Consider the following 17,432-nt stretch of genomic DNA (forward strand, 5'->3'; position numbering starts at 1 on the left):
TGCTCAGCGCTTGTCGGCGTCGTCGCCGGGCGGAAGTTCGTCGTGATCAGCGAGCCCGCTTCATCGCCAACGATCTCGGGCAGCGGTGCCGTCACGCAGCAAGGCACCGGCATCACCGTGCTGACCGGCAACAACAGCTATGGCGGCAGCACCGCCGTCGATGCCGGCACCCTGATCGTCAATGGCAACCAGTCCGCGGCTGCCGGAGCCACGTCGGTGGCAGCCGGTGCCACGCTGGGCGGCGCCGGCACGATCGGCGGCGGCAGATAGCGGCCACTCGGCCACGCCCTGTTCCCCTCTCTCAGCAAGCGATGTCTGTTCGCAAGACAGAAAGACTACCGCATGGCGCATTTCCAGAACGAGGTCCTCGCCGGCATGCACAAGGAGGGCGTGAAGGCGCCATGCACCACGGCGGATCAATCGGGGTAAGCACGTCAACGAAACGGGACAACCTCGGTTGTCTGACCTTGGGCGTCTTTACGGGTGAGCCGACCTGTGCCCAGGTCAGAAAGGAAGCGGCTGTAGAAGGCATTCGGTAAAGGCGCGTGGAACGGCATCGCCCCAGGTTGATGGCTTTTGGTCAGCTCGTGCAGAACGTCCGCATGCCAGCATTTGCCCAATGCGACCTGCTCGAGCCGGGTGTTTCCGATGACGCCCGAGTACACCCCCAGCAGCCTGAACCGTTTCTCCATTCCACCAGACATGCCCGTCGTATCCAGGTGGGAGATGGCATCAAGCGCACTGAGAGTGCCTTGCTCCAAGCGAGGCCAGACGTCGGCATTTGCGCCGTCCAAGCGAATGACTCCCCGCTCCTCAGAAATTAAAACCGGAGCTCCTGACATTCCGGGTCTGCTAAGCGCGTCGATGAGAATCACCTTCTTGCCCAGACGAACGCGGGGCTCCGATGCAATGGTGCCTCGCTTCCATACGGGAAGGTAGAACGGGGCATCGTCGCCAAAGCTGGATTTCATTTCCTCGCGGCTGAAGGGATAGCCCAGAACGAAGACATCCTTGGCAACGGCTTCTGCAATGTCTTTGTCATGCGCCGCCGTGCGAATGTCGACCATCTGGAAATGCTGAGCGAGCGATGGTGGAAGGGGGTAGACAACGACGTCCACCGCGAAGCGCTGGTCATGCTCTTTCCACAATGGTTGCATTTGCTCGTCATACAGCGGCACAGTCAGCTCGACGATCCAACCGTCCTTTGAGCGCAGAGAGAGCTTCGCGTAGTTGGGCGGGGGTTTGCTCGCGGTGGACGGATTCGCAGGATCCAAGCCACTGAAGACATGCCAATTGGTCACCAGAAATAGGTGATCTGGGCCGCGTACGAAGAATCCGGTGGCGTAGGAACGAGGTTCGGGTTGCCCGTTGTCTGCACGAAAGAAGAAGGTTTCGATGTAGGTCGTGGCGAGAGATAGTGGGTTCACTAGGGCAAGCCTCCGTAGATCACGCGATTAATAGACGTCACCTTGCCCTAGAGGTCGCACGTCTAGGATGCGCCAGATGACCGCTTTTGACCAAGTTTTCCCGACGGGACGACCGGCTGGTTCTGGCCGACTGTAGCCTGTCGACAAACCACGTGCTCCTACAACATGGCCCACACCGTGCCCTTGTTCATTGGCTGTCGTCGATGAGTTCGCGCAACTCAGTGGGGAAGTACTCGATGCGGCCGTCCGTCATCTCATTGATGTAGAGAGAGCGCTGGTCCCACCGACCGATGGTCTCGACCTCGGCGATGAAGCCTTTGAAAGGACCACGCTTTCCTGGTGCAAACGGCGCGTAGATGTGAGGCGCTTGCACGTACTCGTCGCCAAGGTCATCGATGTCCAAGACATCTTCGAACGGCACCAGACCGACAACTTCGAGCCACGCTCGGTTCGCCTCCGGAATCTCGTTCCAGAACTCGTAGATGGTCTGCCGCCTATCGTCGTGCCGGTCGTCGCCCAGCCAAGGGTCGTCGTGTGTACGGCTTCTAGCGTCGTTCGCAGCCATCGCGGCATCCCACGATTTGCCGTCGTCCGATAGGTACGCGAAGTAGCGTTCTACGCAGAACTTAAGCCCGTCGTGCGACATGCCCCGATACGGCCACACCATCCACAGCGGGCTTTTCCTGAAATCAGCGAGGTCGCCCGGATCCGGGTACTCCGTGGCATCGGGCGAGCGCAGCAATAACGAGGCGTGGGACTGGTCTTTCAGCATGCGGTTCGCCTTCCTCTTCATCACCAAACGGGCCCGCAGGTCGGCTCGTTGTGAGCGCCGGCGGATGGTCAGTGAAAAGCCGAAGTAGGCGAACAAAAGGTGGTCGTTCTCAGGGCGGAAGAGCCGGTCCTCGAGCTCAGCCTTGCCCCAGAGGTGCCACTCCTCCAAATTCATCTCGCGGCACTTTTTGGCGAAGTCGTCGCGGGCTTTCTTCGAGAAATCGCAGGCCGCCGTGAACACAAGTCCGTGAAGCTTCTCATCCGGGCCGAGCACGGTGTCGTCCAAGTACTTGACCAAGGCCTTCGGCCCAATGGCCCGCTCGCGCTTGCACTGGATGAGCCAGAGCCTGTCATCGATGCCCTCGTTGAGGGTCGATGGCTCCTCGACCGCTTCGCCTTCTTCCGTTGAAGCAGAGGGCTGAGCCTCCTTGGCGACGATTTCGTAACCTCGGGCATCGAACCCATCGTCGCTGCCTGCGCGCCCCGTGGCCTCGAGTCGCCGCCAGGGCTTGAACTCGTACGCCAGCTGTCGCACGAGGTCTTCGAATCTCTTCGGGTCCAGGTCTTCGAAGTGCAGGGGTCCAATGGTGCGAGTGGTGGCCATGCAGCACGATAGCAGTTGCTCAATCCGGCTGAGGCGGTGCCGGCCTGCGCGGAAGCTGAGATTGGCCACCGACTTGTTGTGGCCGATTGTTCATGGCCACGAACGTCCGCCATCCCGAGAATGCTGAGGCGCTGCCGACCCGCTGCTTTTGGCAGCCGACTGTAGTCATCTTGGCAGCACTGGTTCAAATTTCTTCTCGTGCTGCCCCTTCTTGTCGCGCCATCTCAAAGTGAAGGATGGCTCGTGCGTATGCTCGAGGAAGCGAACGTAGGCATAAGTCAGCTTTTTTCCCGGCTCGATAACGGCATGAGGAAAGTGAGTGAGGGGACTCACGGCTCCCATGCCCTTTGCGAACTCGTTATCTGGGCCTTCAGACGTAAAGAACACGTCGACGGCGGGCGCCGCGCCCACGTTCTCAATTGAGAGCGAGTACTGCGGCGCCGCCCCCTCAATTTCTACCTGGAAGACGGCCCTCTTCGCGTCCTCTTGCTCGGCTTGCTTCTCCCTGATAAGCATCTCGTTCAGCCGCTGCTGCGTCCGGCTGAATCTGTAGGTGTACACGGCGGTACCTCCCGACACGAATAGAGAGATGAGGGAAATCCATGCTGAACCGTCCATGCGTCATCAACTCCAGTTGTGGTGATTCTTCTCGGATGCCCCAAGGGCCGGTCTTGGCCGCAAGCCGAGCTACGCATTTTCGGCCAAGTAGGAGTCATGGTACCGGCCCAAAGTACACGTCGATGGACAAGCTCATATCCGCCCCGAAGCGCACAAAAGGTGCCTTTGCCGCCGCCGCCCGAAACGCGTCGAAGTTTTCGCGGCAATGAACGCCCGGCGTGGCCTGCCGCTCCTCATCTGGCAGCGACGAACTTTCCGGCATTGTTGACCATCGATCGCGGGGCGCCGTGCGCAGGTTTCGACGAACTTTCGGTCGAGGTACTTGTCGGGACGGCTCGCGACGATCTTTATTCCTCCAAGCCGTCATTGCGAAACCTTGCGCGTTTTTATTTGTCTGTGCGATAGTATCGGCACAAACTAAAGCGGCTCAAGGATGTTTTTTGAGTCCGCCGCACAGAACCCGGTGCGCCGCATCACCTCGAAACGGTGTGAGGCGCGACCGAACGAGTACGAGGGCTCCGATAGAGAACCATGCTTGCTGGACTGATTCACCTGGTCGCATGCCGCGCTGCAGCAGCATTGCGCGCACGCGCTTCCGCGCCGGGGGAATGGCCCGAGCTGCTGTTCCTGGTGCTCGTCGGCTGCTCCCTCCTGGTGCTCGCTGCGTTCGTGCTCTGGCCACTGGCCGCCGTGGCCATGCTCGTCCTGGCCGGGCTCATTGGTCGGGAGCTTCTGCGCAAATGACCGCGCCCACCCGACGCGTGCGCAAGCCCGTGCCCTCTATCCAGGACGCGCCGGTCTCCACGCGCCACCTCATCGCCGACGAGGACGAGTCGGTCGAGGACCGGGATGCCCGACGCCTCCGCAAGAGGCCGGCCCCTCACGGGGAGCCCGAACTGGACCTGGGCCATCACCAAGCCCCCATCGAGCGCTCTTTTCACGTCACGGCAGAGATCAACCAGGGGTGCGTTGATTTCAGGGTCTCAGGCAAGAGCGAACCGATCACCTTCGAAGAACTGGCCGCTGTCTGCGCCGAGCAGTTGCCGGGCGTCGTACTCGAGCGCCGGACGAAGTGGCTTCAGTACACGTTCGACCTCTGGTCGCACGCGGGCCAGTGCCTCTACTCGATCCCGATCGCGAGCCTGCCCGCGCCCGCGCCGGCGTCGCCTCCCTCCCGCAAGGCTCGCCGCCATCCATCCGAGCTGGCGGCCCATCACCCGCGGGGCTAGCCCGTCGGAAGGAAAGTCCGTCCCTCATGAAGAAGTTCATCGCCCTCCTCGCCCTCTGCCCGTGGATCGCCTATTTCCTACTGTCCTTCGTGGCCAGCCACGAGGACGCCAAGCAGTTCGTGAGCGCGAGCCTCTGGTTCGCAACCCCCGTCCTCGTCCTTGTCGCTGCGCTGCGCGCCTACGACGAAGGCATCCAGCGCGGCCGCAGCGGCGCGCGCGGATCTTCCGCCTCGGCCAACACGATTGACCACTCGGCCTTCCAAACAACCCAACTTGGACAACTGAATTGAGCTCCAGCGCCGCCACTCTCCTCTCGCGCCACCTATTCGGACGCTCACCCGTCGCGCCGTCAACCGCCTCCAGCACAGCCGGCTCTGAATGCACCATCCACAGCGCGGACGGGCTGCCAACGATAAGGCGCGAGCGTCCGGGCCTGCACCGCCACCCGGCCACCGAGATCACCCCAGCGATGCGCTCGTTGAACTGCGCGAGCGTGCGCAACGCCGGCGTCCCCGAGGCCGGTACCCAGATGAAGGTCGAGATCGCCCGGCTCTGGGCCGATGCTCTCGAATCCGGAAAGTACAAGCGCGGCGCGCGGCGCCTGAAGGACCGAACTGGCCGCCACTCGGCGCTGGGCATCCTGTGCGAGCTGCATCGCGAGCTGCATTCAGGCATGGCGCCTCTTCAGACGGAGGGCGCCAGCTACATGGGCGAGGGCCTGCTGCTGCCGCGCACGGTGCTCGCCTGGGCAGGCATGGATCTGTTCGCGAGCCAGGGTCCGCTGATTGCCGTCAAATCGAAGCTCACCCGCCAGTGGCGCGCCTACGCCGTCGACGTGCACGACTTCATGGGCGCGTCCTGGACTGAGATGGCCCGCGCGCTGCGCAGCCAGATCTGAACAGTCAAGCCCCTCCCCTCTCCCAGTCATGTCACGCCCGACCGATCGGCGCTCCTCCGGCGCCTTCAACTCCGCGCAGCTCGGCGCTTCACTGAAGCTGCGTCGCCTCTCGCGGAAGCTAACCCTGCGCGAACTCTCCGAGCAGACCGGCTTCTCCATATCGTCGCTCTCGGAACTGGAGCAGGGGGAGAAGCTGACTTTCCAAAAGGTCGCTCGCGTTTGCGCGACACTCGGCGTGCGGCTTTCGACCATCGTGCTCGAGGCCGAGCGAGTCGATCCCGCCCGCCGCGCTTCCACAGATTCCTCCACCAGGTTGTAGAGGCCCCGATGAATCGCGAATCTGAGGGATGTCCAAGGCCCTCCCTTCCTGAGTCCACGGAGCGCCACACCGGCCTGCTCAACGAGCGCGAACTAAAATCGCTCGCGTGGGCCGTCCGGCGCGCCGCCAGGTTCGGCGACGGATACGGCCAGAACATCAGAAGTGCAGAGCGTGCTCTGGCCAAGATCCGCGGGGCGGCCGCAGGCGAACAACCGACGTAGTCAGCAGATTGACGGGCGCGGCAATTTTCCCTATGACCCCCTCAGCTGAGCGCCCGGCATCCTGATACTCGGCGGCTTGTACGGGGAGGTGCTGATGTCGAGCTCTCGCTTGCAAGCGGCGACCTCTCGCCCCTCAACCTTAAGTGACACGCTGCCGACTGGGTTCCCGAACGTCACACCAGTCAACGAACCGTCGTAAAACACAAAGTCTGCCGCCTGCACGCGCAGCCGCAGGACTATGCTTAGCCGTACGGAGCACCAGTCAACCCCGTCTATCGTTAGAACGAGCCGCGGCTCAAGTGAGGCTTCCAGGTCGTGTTGAGCCAAGTGCGCGAGTTCGGGCTTTGCAGGGTTCCGGCTCTTGGCCACTGCCTCTCGAATCAGCCTGATCTGGCCCCAGCCGCGCGCCAGCAGCTCGAATGGATTGCCTGAGAGCGCCTCCGCGAGCTTCTGCTGGACGTCAACGGAAGGCAACTCGCGCACCTTCTTCCCCATGATCTTTGCGTCCTCGAAGTCGACGTCCTGCACGCATAGCTTTGCCCGGTTGTGCAGCTGCTCCAGGCCAACTTGGGTGGAATCGAAGCCGAGTATCTGGTAGATCGATCCATTCTCCTTGAGCTCAATCGATTTCATGATCGCGCTCCTCCTTGGCGTGTTCCTGGTCCGTGCACGGTCACCTCTGCTTCGGCTGGCACAACACGCCAGCCGGCAGCGAACGACCGACTGTCCTTGGCAGATCCCTTTTGGTTCGAGACGTGCACCGTCACCCCTGGCGCCGGGTCGCGTTCCAAGCGCCAGGCCGCAGTACTGTCCTTCGCCGCTGCGAGATTCCGCTTTGCCTCTCCCTTTTCACCCTTCCCACGTCTGATCAGCTTCGCCAGCAGGAATGAAATGACAAGCAATCCCAGTACTGCCGGCCATAGCGGGTTCGCGGACGACCGGGGATGCGATGGGACTGGCGCCGAACTCTCGGGCGGCGCGCTCGGGGGTGTCCGCGTGGCCATAGTGAGGGTCACTGCTGACCCGATTGGAACCAAGTTGCCGGGGGGCGGCTCCTGCATTGCGACATACCGACGTTGATCGTCGAAATCGGCCGGAAGGTCGGGTTCAAATATCGGCTTGAGCTTTCTCCCTTCAATGCCGATCGCCGCCTCACGCCGGCCGCTGTCCCGCACGTCTGGCACTTCCACCATCCGGACCTGGTCGGGCTCTGGTGGGGCCACCGGCGGCAAAGGCTGAACTGTCGGAGGACGCTCCAGCTGAGGAGGCGCGGGATCCGGCGAAACAGGGGGCTGATCCGCCGGAGGTGGTGACGGGGGGCGGCGCGCCTGCCTCATTCGGCGCGCGGCGTCCTCGAGCGCGTCCCGAAGCTGCTGCTTTGCCTGCTCGACTTCTGGCGTCTCCTGGTTTTGGTCCCTTGGATTCGGCGGGGGCACTCTCTGTTGGCCCAGCGCTGGGGCGTTCAGGCAGACCACGACGAACCACGCAAGTGTGTGGCGGAAGAGGCGCCGGGCGTCAGTTCGGCATTCCATGCTGGGTATCTCTCCGGCAGCCTTAGATCGTGAAGGTCCCTCGGTCAGGATGGTCGACCGCTGCGCCGGGTCTGTACATCCACCAATGGTGAAGGGCACCATCGAACAGATGGCCGATCAACCGGCGTCGCGGTGGCGAGGTCGGACGCCTCATTGATGCGCGCAGGCAACGTCGCGGAGGGGTCTCCCGGCCGTCACGCATTGACGCGCAGTTATCCTCAAGACACCCCCATGTCCCGCACGATCGCCATCGCCGCCCCCGGCAGCCTCCCCTGGCTGTCAAACCCGCTGCAGGCCCACAAGCAGTGGCGCTCGACGCTGAGCTGGAAACGCGTGGAGGACGAGAACGACGCGAACGCGCCGCTCTATACGGACCACAGCAACAAGCTATACCAGTCGTTCTGGGGGAAGTTCTGCCGCTGGCTCGCTGGCCAGTCGCTTCGGCTCGACCAGGTCAAGCAGGCCCACATCGAGGCGTTCCTCTCATCACTGCGCGGGCGCAAGAACGCACCGGCCAGCGTCCGCACCATGCGTACCTACCTGGCAGAGATCAACCGCGTGTTCACGCACCTCCAGGCAATCGGTGTCCTTGGCACCAATCCGGCAGCGGTCGTGCTCGAGCACATGCGCAGTAAACACGAGACGCGGCTGGAAACCGATCCGCCGCTCCCTCCGGGCCCGACCTTCCTGGTCGCGTACGAGACGATGGCCGCCAAGATGTACGTGGAAGAGCGTGCCGTCCTCCGCCGCGGCTGGACGCCAGCACGCAATCTCGCGCTGCGGCTGATCGTCGCAGAATGCGGCCTGAAGCTGTCCGAGGTCTGCAAGCTCATCCCGCGGAACGTGTCGATCAAGGACGACGGCACTGTCGTGATTCGCTCACCCGGGCATCGGCAGGTCGCAGCTCGAGTTCTTGTGGGGAAGCGGGACCTGGCCGCGGCGCTGAAGCGCTGGATCGAGAAGCGATCCGGGTTGCAGATCGTCCGCTCGCGGCGCGCGATCGCCGAAGGCACCCGGACGTCGAATCGCCTATTCCTTGGCCAGGCCGACGTCGCGCCGTCGTCGGACCTGATCGGCGGCGGCCTGGGCGCAGCACGCAGCCCGATCGCGCCCGACCTGGCCGAACGGGTGGTCACCAGCTGCGTGAAGCGGACCTTGGAGGAGCTGGGGCACCAAGCCGCGTTCCACGGCCCGCAGTTCGTGCGCAACGCCTACGCGGCGCGCCTGATCTTGGGCGGGATGAATGACGCCGACTTGTCCGACCAGCTCGGGATGAAGACGACGTTCACCGCGCGCGCGATCAGGGAGAAACTGGGAACCCCATAGCAGCTGCTGGCCGCCATCGCTTGCCGAAGAGCGTCCTGGTGTGTAGGGTTCTCAAATGCAAGAGCAAACCCCATTTTTCGACGCATCCGTGGCGACACAGCAGGTGACCCTGGCCGGAGAGTTTCTTTTCGAGTCTGAGCTGAAGCGGGATTTTCTGTCTTTCAGAGTGGCTGTTCACCGGCGCACTCCGCCCAGCCCCATTGAATGGGGCGCCAAGATGGCCCAGCCCCTGGTTCATTCACGGCCCTTTGCTGAATTTGCAAGAGGCTACGTGCGTCTCGCCCATGCGGCCATGTGGAAAGACGATCCGGAGGACGTTCGCAAACGCTTCCTTGCGCGAGGAATAGAGGCGCATGCCGACAGCGCCGAAATGCTTGCCAGACTTCATCGTCGACTAGCGGCAGATCTAGAGTTCCCCGGCTGGCCGGCGGTCCTGTACGTATCGCTTGGAAGGGCGCTGTCGACGACCGCGTCCAAGACGTTCGACGCCAACGAGTGGACGGAGGGCGGCATGGAGATGATGAAGGCAGAGAGTCAATTCGTCGATGGCGAGGCGAAAGCTTTTGCCAGGCAGATATGTTCAAGCAAGGGCATTGACGTGAAGATTCTTCAGGAGCGGCTGGCGGCGGGAGCGCCGCTTGCATTGGCAACGATGGTGCTAGTGAATCCGGGCAGCGCGTTCTTCCAGCAGTGATAAAGCTGCCACGCCATCAGCCCCGCGGCCTGATCCCCACTTCCGGGTCCGCGTCGTACGGCCAGCCCAGCTCGTAGCTGCCCAGCGGCGCCGGCGCTGAATCGTTCGCCGCACGCCGATCGCCGGCCCTGCGCACGATCGGCAAATACGCATCCCACTGCACGGCCGTCAGCGCTAGTTCGTCGATCTTCTCGCGGGTCGCGCTGGCCGGTACCGACAGCTTAAACCGCTCAAGCGTCCGGGATTCCATCGCTTCCGAGTTCGACATTTTCAGGAAGGCGCCGTCGGCCTCGGCCGCCGTCGGAAACCAACAGGCCGACATGCTGCCCGAGGGCGAGCCTGGGTCCACCGCAATGCAGTGCACAGTCTTCAGGATCGGCGTAGGGCCGGACGCGGCAGACCGCGTTTGTCGAGGAACGTCGCGGCCCGTGGTGTTTGAGAATCGGTACATTGTCTTGCGCATTTAATCTCAGTATCGGTATTCTGTTGCGAACTAAACATTTCTCAACAGATTTCTGATATCGAGCAGAATCCTCTCGGAACTCGACCCGATCAAGCCACCTCCCCAGTACGCATCGCATCGAGCGCCACCATGACCATCTTCGACTTCACCATCAGCATGGATATCGTCTGCGCCGCCATCAGCATGATCGGCAGCCTGCTTGTGGCTCGTTACGACCGGTGGTCCTATCTCGGTTGGCTGTGCTGGCTGGCTGCGAACGTGCTCTGGATCGTCTGGGCGTTCACAACGCCGGCCGCGCCCGTCTGGGGCGTTGTTGCACAGAACGCCTTCTTCTTCTGGACGAGCATCAAAGGCTACCTCGCCTGCCGCAAGGCGATGAGGGCCGACGGAGCGACTGCAGCCAACGCCGTCGCGACCGCCCTTAGTTGACCGTCCCCACCTTTCCGAATCGCATGACCTTGCTGAACCTGAACCTCCGTAGCCTTCCCACGCCGAAGATCGAGGCCCTTCGCGACGCGTTCGAGAGCCAACTGCGCACCAACCTGCTGCAGGGGCTGCCTGAAGAGACCAGTCGCCAGTTGCTCGAGCGCACCGGGTCCGGCTACGTCGAAGCTCACATCGACGCAGCCTGGAACGGCTTTCAGTGGGGCGGCGATCACGTGCGCGGCCTGGTGCAAGACGCGCTGCAGCACCTGGAGAGCCACCGCGAGGTCCGCAAGCCGGGCGACGCGCCAGCGGACCCTGCCCGCCCGAACGCCGAAGTCGTGGCCGCCTCATACGAGCCGACCAAGAAGAACGAGACCGTCGACTGGTCTCTTCCGCTCTTCGACAGCGACGGCTACCCCCATCGCCTCGTCGAGCTCGGATCGATCCAGGTTGTGACGAAATACTCGTTCGTGTTCGTCGTGTGGGACCGCAAGACGCTGGAGATGCAGAACAACCCCAGCCCGGACTCTCTGAAGATTGGCAACACGCCGATGCCCGAAGAAGAGCGCGAGCGCCGAAGCATGGTGGGCGCGGCCCTGCTGGGCGAACTTCACGCTCAGGCCGCTCAGCAGGCGGCCGAGGAAGACCAGGACGACGAGCGCAGCGAAGCGCCGCGCGGTTGAACCGGTGATTGACGTCCCCGTCATCGCCATGTTCACGGCAGCGGTCGTGAGCGGCTTCATCGGCGCACTTGTCGGTGGCGCGTTCGTCATCCGATCTTTGCGCACTGGCCGCATCGAGGTTCGCGCCGTCGAGTTGCCGCGCCGCGTCATCGCGCTGGACAGTCTCCAGGTCTCGGTGGAGTTCAATAGCAAAGGCGATCGCATCGTTGCGAAGACGGACCACACGGTTCGCATGAACTCGCTCGAGGCGTCGGTTGTCCAGGACTGGCTTGACGACAATGACTTGGTGGTCCAGTTCAAGGGGCCTGACAAGGACGTCAAGGTGCCGGCCAAGGCCCGCAGGCCATGGCAGGACACGCAGTGAGCGCCGGCACAGGCCGCGCATTCGAGCGGTGGAGTGTCGAACGCTACCGGGCGGAGATGGGCCTGACCCCCGCCGGGTCTACTGGGCACGCGCCAGCATCTCGCGCGAATCAGCGCGTTCAAGGAGGCGCTCTCGACGCGCTCACATCCGCGCTCGCAGCCAGCGCCAGCAAGATCTCGCCCGCCCAAGCGCCCGACTCCGCCAAGAAGCGCAGGAAGGTCTCCCTCGTCAGCGGCCAACCGAGCGAAGAGGACATCCATCGGGCGTGCGCTGACTGGGTGTTTGCGCATGAGGGGCGCTATCCGGTCCTGCGGTGGCTGATGCATGTGCCCAACGGTGGATTGAGAAAACGCGGAGAGGCCGGGAAGCTGCGCGCCATGGGCGTGCGGAAGGGCGTTTCGGACTGGATCCTCCCGTTTCCCAGTCCGACCGGTCGCTATCCCGGCCTGGCCATCGAGGTGAAGTCGCACCGCGGAACCGTGAGCGACGAGCAGCAAGAATTTCTGGATGACTCAGCCGAGGCCGGCTGGCTGACCGCGGTCGTCCGTTCCAGCGAAGAATTTGAAGCAGTGGTGATGAGATGGATCGCAAACAGAACGTGATCGACGAGCATGCGCGCAGGCGCATCGGCGAGGCAATGAACGAACCCCCTGACGTCGTCTGGCGCGTCATGGATCACGAGGAGACGCATTGCGCCAAGGAGTTCAACCGGACGAACTCCAAGCTGCCCGAGAAGGATTGCAAGGCCTGGGTCGCCGAGCGCAACAAGCTCCACCCGGAATACAAGCGCGGCGCCGGGCTCCACGCGAAGCCCGTCGAGGTTTTTCCAAACTACCTGGGATTGACCAGCGCCGGCGCACGCTTCATCAACTGGGGGCTGATGCAGCTGGACTGCTCCGGCCGCGAGAACCTCGAGACCCGAATGCTCGGTGGCGAAACCGTAGTGATCGCGCTCGCCGCCATCCTTTTCCCCGAACCAACCTGACACCCCGGTAAACGATGTCCACCCTCGAGCAAACCCCTCAATCCAGCTTCCTCTACTTCACGGGCAACGGCTCGGACAAGGTCTACCAGGCCCATCTTCGGCAGAAGGATGCTGGCTGGGTCGTCGACTATGGCAACGGCCCCCGCGGTGGCACGCTGCGCACCGGCACCAAGACCGCGTCGCCCGTCCAGTTCGAAGCCGCCAAGAAGCTCTACGAGAAGCTCGTGAAGGAGAAGACTCGGGATGGCTACACCACTGACCAGTCCGGGACCCTCTACACGTCGAGCGACCTGGCCGGCCGAAAGAGCGGCGAGCTGCCACAGCTCCCATCAGCGATCAGCGAGGAAGAAGCCGAGGCCCTATTCTGTGACCCTGCCTGGGGCCTGCAACGCAAGGAGGACGGCGAGAACCGTTTTGTCCTGTGCGAGGACGGTGCGGTGCGCGGCACGAACCGGCGCGGCCTCTTCGTCGACATTCCCCAGCACTGGGTCGGCCTGGCTTCGTCCGGCCGCACCGTCATCCCGGGCGAGCATGTAGGCGACCGCTTCATGGCGTTCGACCTGCTGGAGTGCATGGGTCAGGACTTCCGCGGCATGTCCTTCCTGGAGCGATTCGACCAGCTGCAGATGATGGCCCGCGACGTCCCCTGGATGGAAGTCATTGAGCTCGAGGTCACTACCGAGGGCAAGCGTCGGCGCGCCGCCGAAATCCTCGCGGCGAATGGCGAGGGTTTCGTGTTCAAGCGCCTTGACGCGAGTTTCGCCGCTGGGCGCAGCGCCGATTGCCTGAAGTTCAAGTTCACCGAGTCGGCCACATGCCAGGTCCTGCAGCAGAACGCCCAGCGCTCCGTCGCCGTCGGCCTGCGCGACGACACCGGCGCCCTGATCGAATTGGGTAACGTCACGATCCCGCCCAGTGCTGCCATGCCCATCGTGGGCAGCCTGGTCGAAGTGCGTTACCTCTATCGCTACGATGGCGGCAAGTTCGAGCAGCCGGTCTACAAGAGCCCGCGGCCGGACATGACCGAGGAGGCGGCCGTGCTATCGCAGGTCACTCGCATCAAGGTACGAGGGGAATCTGACGAAGCCGTCGAGCCCGAGGAGGAGGTCGTTAGGCCGCGCTGCTGAGCCTTGGTGCCTCGGCCTCAACTGGACGTCCGGCTCTTCAGGTGCAATGATGCGCGGGCGCCTGCCCGCCTGCTATCAGAAGGTGCTCGAACACTGGAGTAGCCGATGCCGTATCTTTACAGGGCCTTCTATCCGGATAGCTCCTCCGCTCCGCCGGGTCCACGCCTCAGCGATCGAATCGCCACTGCGGCAATCTTGGTCATTGTCCTCGCCGCCTTCCTCGGCTTGTTGGGCTACGGCCTGATCGTCGTACTTGGGATCGCGAAAGAGATGCTGGTCGCAGCTCTCACTTTGACGGGCGGGCTGGTCACGGCGGTCTTCACCTACTCGTTCCAGAGGAGCAAGGACCTTGAGCTGGCCGGCGTGCAAAGAGCTCGCGAACTCGAAGCTACCGAGCGCAAGACCAAGCAGGAAAACTACGTTGCAGTCGTCACCGCGCTTGCCCCGTATTTGTACAAGGCCGACTACGACAAAGACAAATCCGAGGACGCCTTCAAGACAGCCATTTTGAGGAGCTGGGTGGTCGGGTCGGAGGCGGTTGTACAGGCGATGCTGCGCTTTCATGCTGAATCGTCACCTGAGTCATTGGATCGCGTCCTATACGCGATGCGGGAGGACCTTATGGGCATGGGCCAAGCCGATAGGCTGATCGGAATGTCGCCAAGCGATCAGCTTTTTCCGCCTCGACCTCCGGCGGAGCCGCCCACAAGTCCGTTCCGCTCACGCGAGCAATCCGGGGCACCCCAAGCCAATCGGTAGCCACTGGGACGGAGTCGGGCCGCTACCGCCCTTCGCTGGGCCCGCCGATCATGTACTGGTGATAGCTCAGAACCACTTGGTGGTACCCCTCCCGCCGGTCTTTGGTGCACGCGGGGTGAAAAGCGTTGATGAAGATCCGGTCCCCCAACTTGTGAACTCGGCTCGACACCTTCTCGAGCCCCGGAAAGACGTGCTCTTTCACCATCGGGTATGTGCCACCAAGCACCACAATCTCTGGCTGGATGATCTCCACCTGCCGCCTCAGTTGCTCGGCATACCTGCCTGCGTGCACTCCCACTTCCTCGGTAGCAGTGCGCCCTCCTGAGGACTTCTTGAGATTGATAAACGCGCACGCCAGCATTGCAGACCTCCGCGCGCGATGGGCTTCCTCGTATCCAGGCACTTCGCCGGTGTACGTGAGCAGCCCATGGGCCCAGCGCCCGAGGTTGTGAAAGGTCGGCCGATCCCACAGCTTGCTTGTTGACCCTGGCTTGGCCGCGTCCCGTAAGAGCTTGTCCATTGGGCCCTTCTCTCCTTCGTAGCCATTCGTCTCTTTGAGCACAAACAGGATCCTGCGTTTCGATGCGCGCCACGCCTCCTCCAAAACAATACCGTCCCCGACGAAATGCCCCGCCTCGGCAAGGACCAGCGGGCGCCATTCATCGAACAGCGCGTTCATGGCTTCCGCCCTGTCTGCAGTGGCCCCCGGCTCGGAGTCAGTCGGCGCGGTACGGGGGTTCATCGCATCGACATGCATGGGGCTACTCCACCTTCCCGGCAACGCGGTCGAGCAGCCGGCGCATCTCCAGCAGCCCGGCCTCCTCCTCGAGCCCGTCGTCCGCGACCTCGCCGCCGATCCAGCTGCGCTCGAACATGACTTTCAGCCAGACCTCGCCGAAGCCCTTGTAGAGCGGGAGCATCCGCACGTTCGGGTGCGACAGCATCGTCGAGACGAACTCGCGTGGCGGCTGGCGCAGAAAGGGCCGCATGGTCAGGTGCCTGGGGAGATGCACGCCGGCAGGATGGGCAATGCCGGTCGTCAGATCCGTGCGCATCGTCCTTGCGACCAGATGGCCGAACTCAGGGAACGGGCAGACGGGCTTCGCGTCGAAGTTGAACGACAGGTAGGCCAAGTTCCAGGCTTCCAGGTCATGCTTGAGGGCGGGTATTGTGCTCGGCCCCCGGAACTCGCCATCGATGGTTCGGCCGTACGCTTCGATCGGCTTGGCTGAGTATCTCAATGGGGCGCCTCGTTCATGGGCGCGAATCTACCAAAGTCACCAAGGGGCCCCGCCGCGGGTGCAGTGTTCCTCCCACACAACAAATGAACGCGTTGACGCTCCGAGACGTCCCAGAGGGAGCGCCAAGATCTGCCGTCCCAGCGGCCCTTTATTTCGCTACAGTCTATTTGCGCGAACGTAAACGCACGCCCCCGCGAACGGATATTTGCCATCGTGCTGGACCGCCCAGCACTGCGTCCAAGGATTTCCTCATGACCTCAACGAGCCTCGACCTCTTCGGCGCGCCCGAAACGGCCGGCGCACCGGCCCCTGCCAGAGAAGGCCGGCCGTCTTCGATGACCCTGACCGGCACTGGGCAACCTCCCGAATGGGGTCCCTACACGCTGGACATCGTCTTTGCCAACCGCAAGGCCTATCGGAAGTCGCTGACGTCCGCTTCCAGCGCTGAGCTCGTGCGCGCCCTGTGGGACTATGCGATCGCGCGCCATGAATCCTTGATGGCCAGGCGCGCTGCCGGCGGCGCTCAGGCAGTCTTGTCGGGCCACCGCAACCTCAACGACAAGCTGGACCTGGCGCTGCGTCTGATCGAGAGCCACTGCATCGACGTCGGAGACATTCCGGCAGCCCGCGAGTTCGGCCCACAGATCGACCTGCGCCACCTGGCCGGCGAATCCCCCTTTCCTGTCAGCGACGGCGCTGCCCGCTGATGGAGCACCTCGAACCCGCCCAGCTGGCGCAGCTGCGCGTCGAACTCGCCACGATCGCTGCGGCCTCGCCGCGCTTCGTGCGCCTGGCGGAGAACCGGATCGGCCGTGATTTCGTCATCGGAGACGCGCACGGCGCTTTCGACCTGGTGTGGCGGGCCATGAAGCTCGCCGGCTTCGACCCTACCCGTGACCGCCTCGCCAGCGTCGGCGACCTGGTGGACCGCGGCGAGGGCTCTCACCGGGCCGGCCGTTTTCTGGCCCAGCCCTACGTCCATGCGGTGCGGGGCAACCACGAGGATGACCTAGTCGACCTGCACCTGAAGAGCGACGACCCGGACGAGATCCTGGAAGTTCTTACCCGCATCAACTTCAACGGGATGGGCTGGCTCGCCAAGCTGAGCGCGCTGGGCCGCGTCGAGTTGTTGAAGCGCTTCGCTGCCCTGCCCTATGCCATCGAAGTCCAGACCGCCCGCGGAACCGTCGGCATCCTTCACGGCGAAGTCCCCCGCGGCATGGATTGGGAGGAGTTCGTGTCAGGTCTGGAGGATCGCGAGCCGACGGTGCTCGAGTCTTGCCTTCGCGGGCGCAAGCGTCTGAAGCATGGAGACACGCGAGGCGTGCCGGGCATCGGACGGATCTTCGCGGGCCACACGCCCCAGTTCGGCGGCGCCGCGCGCCTGGGCAATGTGTACGCGATCGACACTGGCGCTGTATTCGCCGAGGTTGCGGACAGGCCTGGCGCCGCGCTCACCATCGCGAACATGGCGTTCCAGACGAGCACGCTGGCGAGCCCGCGCTCGCAGGGCATCGTGCGTCTGAACGATCAGGTCACTGATGCGCCGTTCGGGGCCTATGCCGAGGTCGAGCAAGCCAGCCCTCAACGAGGCTGAGCTGCTCCCTCTCTTTCCAGCCATCTAGACCTCAGGCCAAGGGCGCTCATACGGCCAGGCGCCGCCCGCGGTTCTACTGCAGCGATGCATGGGCGGGTCAATTTCGACTTCAAGCCGGCGTCGGGACGCAGCGCATCAACAACGAGAA

The 17,432-nt window shown here is 63.4% G+C and carries 24 protein-coding genes; 17 read left to right on the top strand and 7 right to left on the bottom strand.

Going from position 1 to position 17,432, the window contains the following annotated elements; translation table 11 throughout:
* Positions 1-42: 42 nt before the first annotated feature.
* Complete coding sequence (locus tag ACSQ9A_RS38575) at positions 43-270, top strand: autotransporter-associated beta strand repeat-containing protein (RefSeq protein WP_436308018.1); 228 nt, start codon at positions 43-45, stop codon at positions 268-270.
* 164 nt (positions 271-434) lie between these two features.
* Here ACSQ9A_RS38575 and ACSQ9A_RS38580 read toward each other — a convergent pair whose 3' ends face one another.
* The 3 genes from ACSQ9A_RS38580 to ACSQ9A_RS38590 form a co-directional block, all read right to left on the bottom strand.
* On the bottom strand, positions 435-1,427 hold the full coding sequence (locus tag ACSQ9A_RS38580; protein WP_436308019.1) for a S1 family peptidase: 993 nt from the start codon (positions 1,425-1,427) through the stop codon (positions 435-437).
* 187 nt (positions 1,428-1,614) lie between these two features.
* Positions 1,615-2,802, bottom strand: a complete 1,188-nt coding sequence (locus ACSQ9A_RS38585) for a hypothetical protein (RefSeq protein WP_436291898.1) — start codon at positions 2,800-2,802, stop codon at positions 1,615-1,617.
* Between the two features lie 165 nt (positions 2,803-2,967).
* Entirely contained in the window at positions 2,968-3,363 is a 396-nt protein-coding gene (locus ACSQ9A_RS38590; protein WP_436298229.1) for a hypothetical protein, read from the bottom strand.
* A gap of 588 nt (positions 3,364-3,951) precedes the next feature.
* Between ACSQ9A_RS38590 and ACSQ9A_RS38595 the strand changes: the two genes are divergently transcribed.
* From ACSQ9A_RS38595 to ACSQ9A_RS38615, 5 genes are read left to right on the top strand one after another with little or no spacing between them, the layout of a single operon-like run.
* Positions 3,952-4,164 carry a hypothetical protein gene (locus ACSQ9A_RS38595; protein WP_436298228.1) on the top strand — a complete coding sequence of 71 codons (213 nt, stop codon included), beginning with the start codon at positions 3,952-3,954 and terminating at the stop codon, positions 4,162-4,164.
* Positions 4,161-4,649, top strand: a complete 489-nt coding sequence (locus ACSQ9A_RS38600) for a hypothetical protein (RefSeq protein WP_436298227.1) — start codon at positions 4,161-4,163, stop codon at positions 4,647-4,649. Before ACSQ9A_RS38595 ends, ACSQ9A_RS38600 begins: the two co-directional genes overlap by 4 nt.
* A 26-nt stretch (positions 4,650-4,675) precedes the next feature.
* Positions 4,676-4,939, top strand: coding sequence for a hypothetical protein (locus tag ACSQ9A_RS38605; RefSeq protein ID WP_436308020.1), 264 nt, complete (start codon positions 4,676-4,678; stop codon positions 4,937-4,939).
* Positions 4,936-5,547 carry a hypothetical protein gene (locus ACSQ9A_RS38610; protein ID WP_436308021.1) on the top strand — a complete coding sequence of 204 codons (612 nt, stop codon included), beginning with the start codon at positions 4,936-4,938 and terminating at the stop codon, positions 5,545-5,547. Before ACSQ9A_RS38605 ends, ACSQ9A_RS38610 begins: the two co-directional genes overlap by 4 nt.
* A 28-nt stretch (positions 5,548-5,575) precedes the next feature.
* Positions 5,576-5,866, top strand: a complete 291-nt coding sequence (locus ACSQ9A_RS38615; RefSeq protein ID WP_436298223.1) for a helix-turn-helix domain-containing protein — start codon at positions 5,576-5,578, stop codon at positions 5,864-5,866.
* Between the two features lie 251 nt (positions 5,867-6,117).
* Here the strand turns inward: ACSQ9A_RS38615 and ACSQ9A_RS38620 are convergent, their stop codons facing one another.
* Entirely contained in the window at positions 6,118-6,720 is a 603-nt protein-coding gene (locus ACSQ9A_RS38620; RefSeq protein WP_436308022.1) for a hypothetical protein, read from the bottom strand.
* A 1,130-nt stretch (positions 6,721-7,850) separates the two neighbouring features.
* Here ACSQ9A_RS38620 and ACSQ9A_RS38625 point away from each other — a divergent pair.
* Together ACSQ9A_RS38625 and ACSQ9A_RS38630 are read left to right on the top strand one after the other, a co-directional pair.
* Positions 7,851-8,945, top strand: coding sequence for a hypothetical protein (locus ACSQ9A_RS38625; RefSeq protein ID WP_436298220.1), 1,095 nt, complete (start codon positions 7,851-7,853; stop codon positions 8,943-8,945).
* 55 nt (positions 8,946-9,000) lie between these two features.
* The gene (locus ACSQ9A_RS38630; RefSeq protein ID WP_436298219.1) at positions 9,001-9,639 is read left to right on the top strand and encodes a hypothetical protein; all 639 of its coding nucleotides are present in this window, start codon (positions 9,001-9,003) and stop codon (positions 9,637-9,639) included.
* Positions 9,640-9,655: 16 nt separating this feature from the next.
* On the opposite strand, the gene ACSQ9A_RS38635 is transcribed toward ACSQ9A_RS38630, so the two are convergent.
* Positions 9,656-10,102 (bottom strand): hypothetical protein, encoded by a 447-nt coding sequence (locus tag ACSQ9A_RS38635; RefSeq protein ID WP_436298208.1) that lies wholly within the window; start codon positions 10,100-10,102, stop codon positions 9,656-9,658.
* A 129-nt stretch (positions 10,103-10,231) separates the two neighbouring features.
* Between ACSQ9A_RS38635 and ACSQ9A_RS38640 the strand changes: the two genes are divergently transcribed.
* The 7 genes from ACSQ9A_RS38640 to ACSQ9A_RS38670 all read left to right on the top strand — a co-directional run bounded on the left by ACSQ9A_RS38640 (position 10,232) and on the right by ACSQ9A_RS38670 (position 14,446).
* The gene (locus tag ACSQ9A_RS38640) at positions 10,232-10,531 is read left to right on the top strand and encodes a hypothetical protein (protein WP_436298207.1); all 300 of its coding nucleotides are present in this window, start codon (positions 10,232-10,234) and stop codon (positions 10,529-10,531) included.
* A gap of 23 nt (positions 10,532-10,554) precedes the next feature.
* Positions 10,555-11,211 (top strand): hypothetical protein, encoded by a 657-nt coding sequence (locus tag ACSQ9A_RS38645; protein ID WP_436298206.1) that lies wholly within the window; start codon positions 10,555-10,557, stop codon positions 11,209-11,211.
* A gap of 46 nt (positions 11,212-11,257) precedes the next feature.
* A complete protein-coding gene (locus ACSQ9A_RS38650; RefSeq protein ID WP_436298205.1) occupies positions 11,258-11,575 on the top strand; it encodes a hypothetical protein in 318 nt (105 codons plus the stop codon).
* Positions 11,572-12,177, top strand: coding sequence for a VRR-NUC domain-containing protein (locus ACSQ9A_RS38655; RefSeq protein ID WP_436298204.1), 606 nt, complete (start codon positions 11,572-11,574; stop codon positions 12,175-12,177). Before ACSQ9A_RS38650 ends, ACSQ9A_RS38655 begins: the two co-directional genes overlap by 4 nt.
* On the top strand, positions 12,174-12,560 hold the full coding sequence (locus ACSQ9A_RS38660) for a hypothetical protein (protein WP_436298203.1): 387 nt from the start codon (positions 12,174-12,176) through the stop codon (positions 12,558-12,560). Before ACSQ9A_RS38655 ends, ACSQ9A_RS38660 begins: the two co-directional genes overlap by 4 nt.
* Positions 12,561-12,574: 14 nt before the next feature.
* Positions 12,575-13,687 (top strand): ATP-dependent DNA ligase, encoded by a 1,113-nt coding sequence (locus ACSQ9A_RS38665; RefSeq protein WP_436298202.1) that lies wholly within the window; start codon positions 12,575-12,577, stop codon positions 13,685-13,687.
* A gap of 105 nt (positions 13,688-13,792) precedes the next feature.
* Positions 13,793-14,446 carry a hypothetical protein gene (locus tag ACSQ9A_RS38670; RefSeq protein WP_436298201.1) on the top strand — a complete coding sequence of 218 codons (654 nt, stop codon included), beginning with the start codon at positions 13,793-13,795 and terminating at the stop codon, positions 14,444-14,446.
* A gap of 22 nt (positions 14,447-14,468) precedes the next feature.
* On the opposite strand, the gene ACSQ9A_RS38675 is transcribed toward ACSQ9A_RS38670, so the two are convergent.
* On the bottom strand, positions 14,469-15,203 hold the full coding sequence (locus tag ACSQ9A_RS38675) for a hypothetical protein (RefSeq protein WP_436298200.1): 735 nt from the start codon (positions 15,201-15,203) through the stop codon (positions 14,469-14,471).
* Between the two features lie 4 nt (positions 15,204-15,207).
* The gene (locus ACSQ9A_RS38680; protein WP_436298199.1) at positions 15,208-15,579 is read right to left on the bottom strand and encodes a hypothetical protein; all 372 of its coding nucleotides are present in this window, start codon (positions 15,577-15,579) and stop codon (positions 15,208-15,210) included.
* A gap of 359 nt (positions 15,580-15,938) precedes the next feature.
* Here ACSQ9A_RS38680 and ACSQ9A_RS38685 point away from each other — a divergent pair, with 359 nt between their 5' ends.
* Together ACSQ9A_RS38685 and ACSQ9A_RS38690 are read left to right on the top strand one after the other, a co-directional pair.
* Entirely contained in the window at positions 15,939-16,394 is a 456-nt protein-coding gene (locus tag ACSQ9A_RS38685) for a hypothetical protein (RefSeq protein WP_436298198.1), read from the top strand.
* Positions 16,394-17,284: a metallophosphoesterase gene (locus ACSQ9A_RS38690; protein WP_436298196.1), complete on the top strand. Its 891-nt coding sequence runs from the start codon at positions 16,394-16,396 to the stop codon at positions 17,282-17,284. Before ACSQ9A_RS38685 ends, ACSQ9A_RS38690 begins: the two co-directional genes overlap by 1 nt.
* Positions 17,285-17,432 lie beyond the last annotated feature (148 nt).

This window comes from Variovorax sp. LjRoot290, assembly GCF_964253985.1.
Classification (GTDB): domain Bacteria; phylum Pseudomonadota; class Gammaproteobacteria; order Burkholderiales; family Burkholderiaceae_C; genus Variovorax.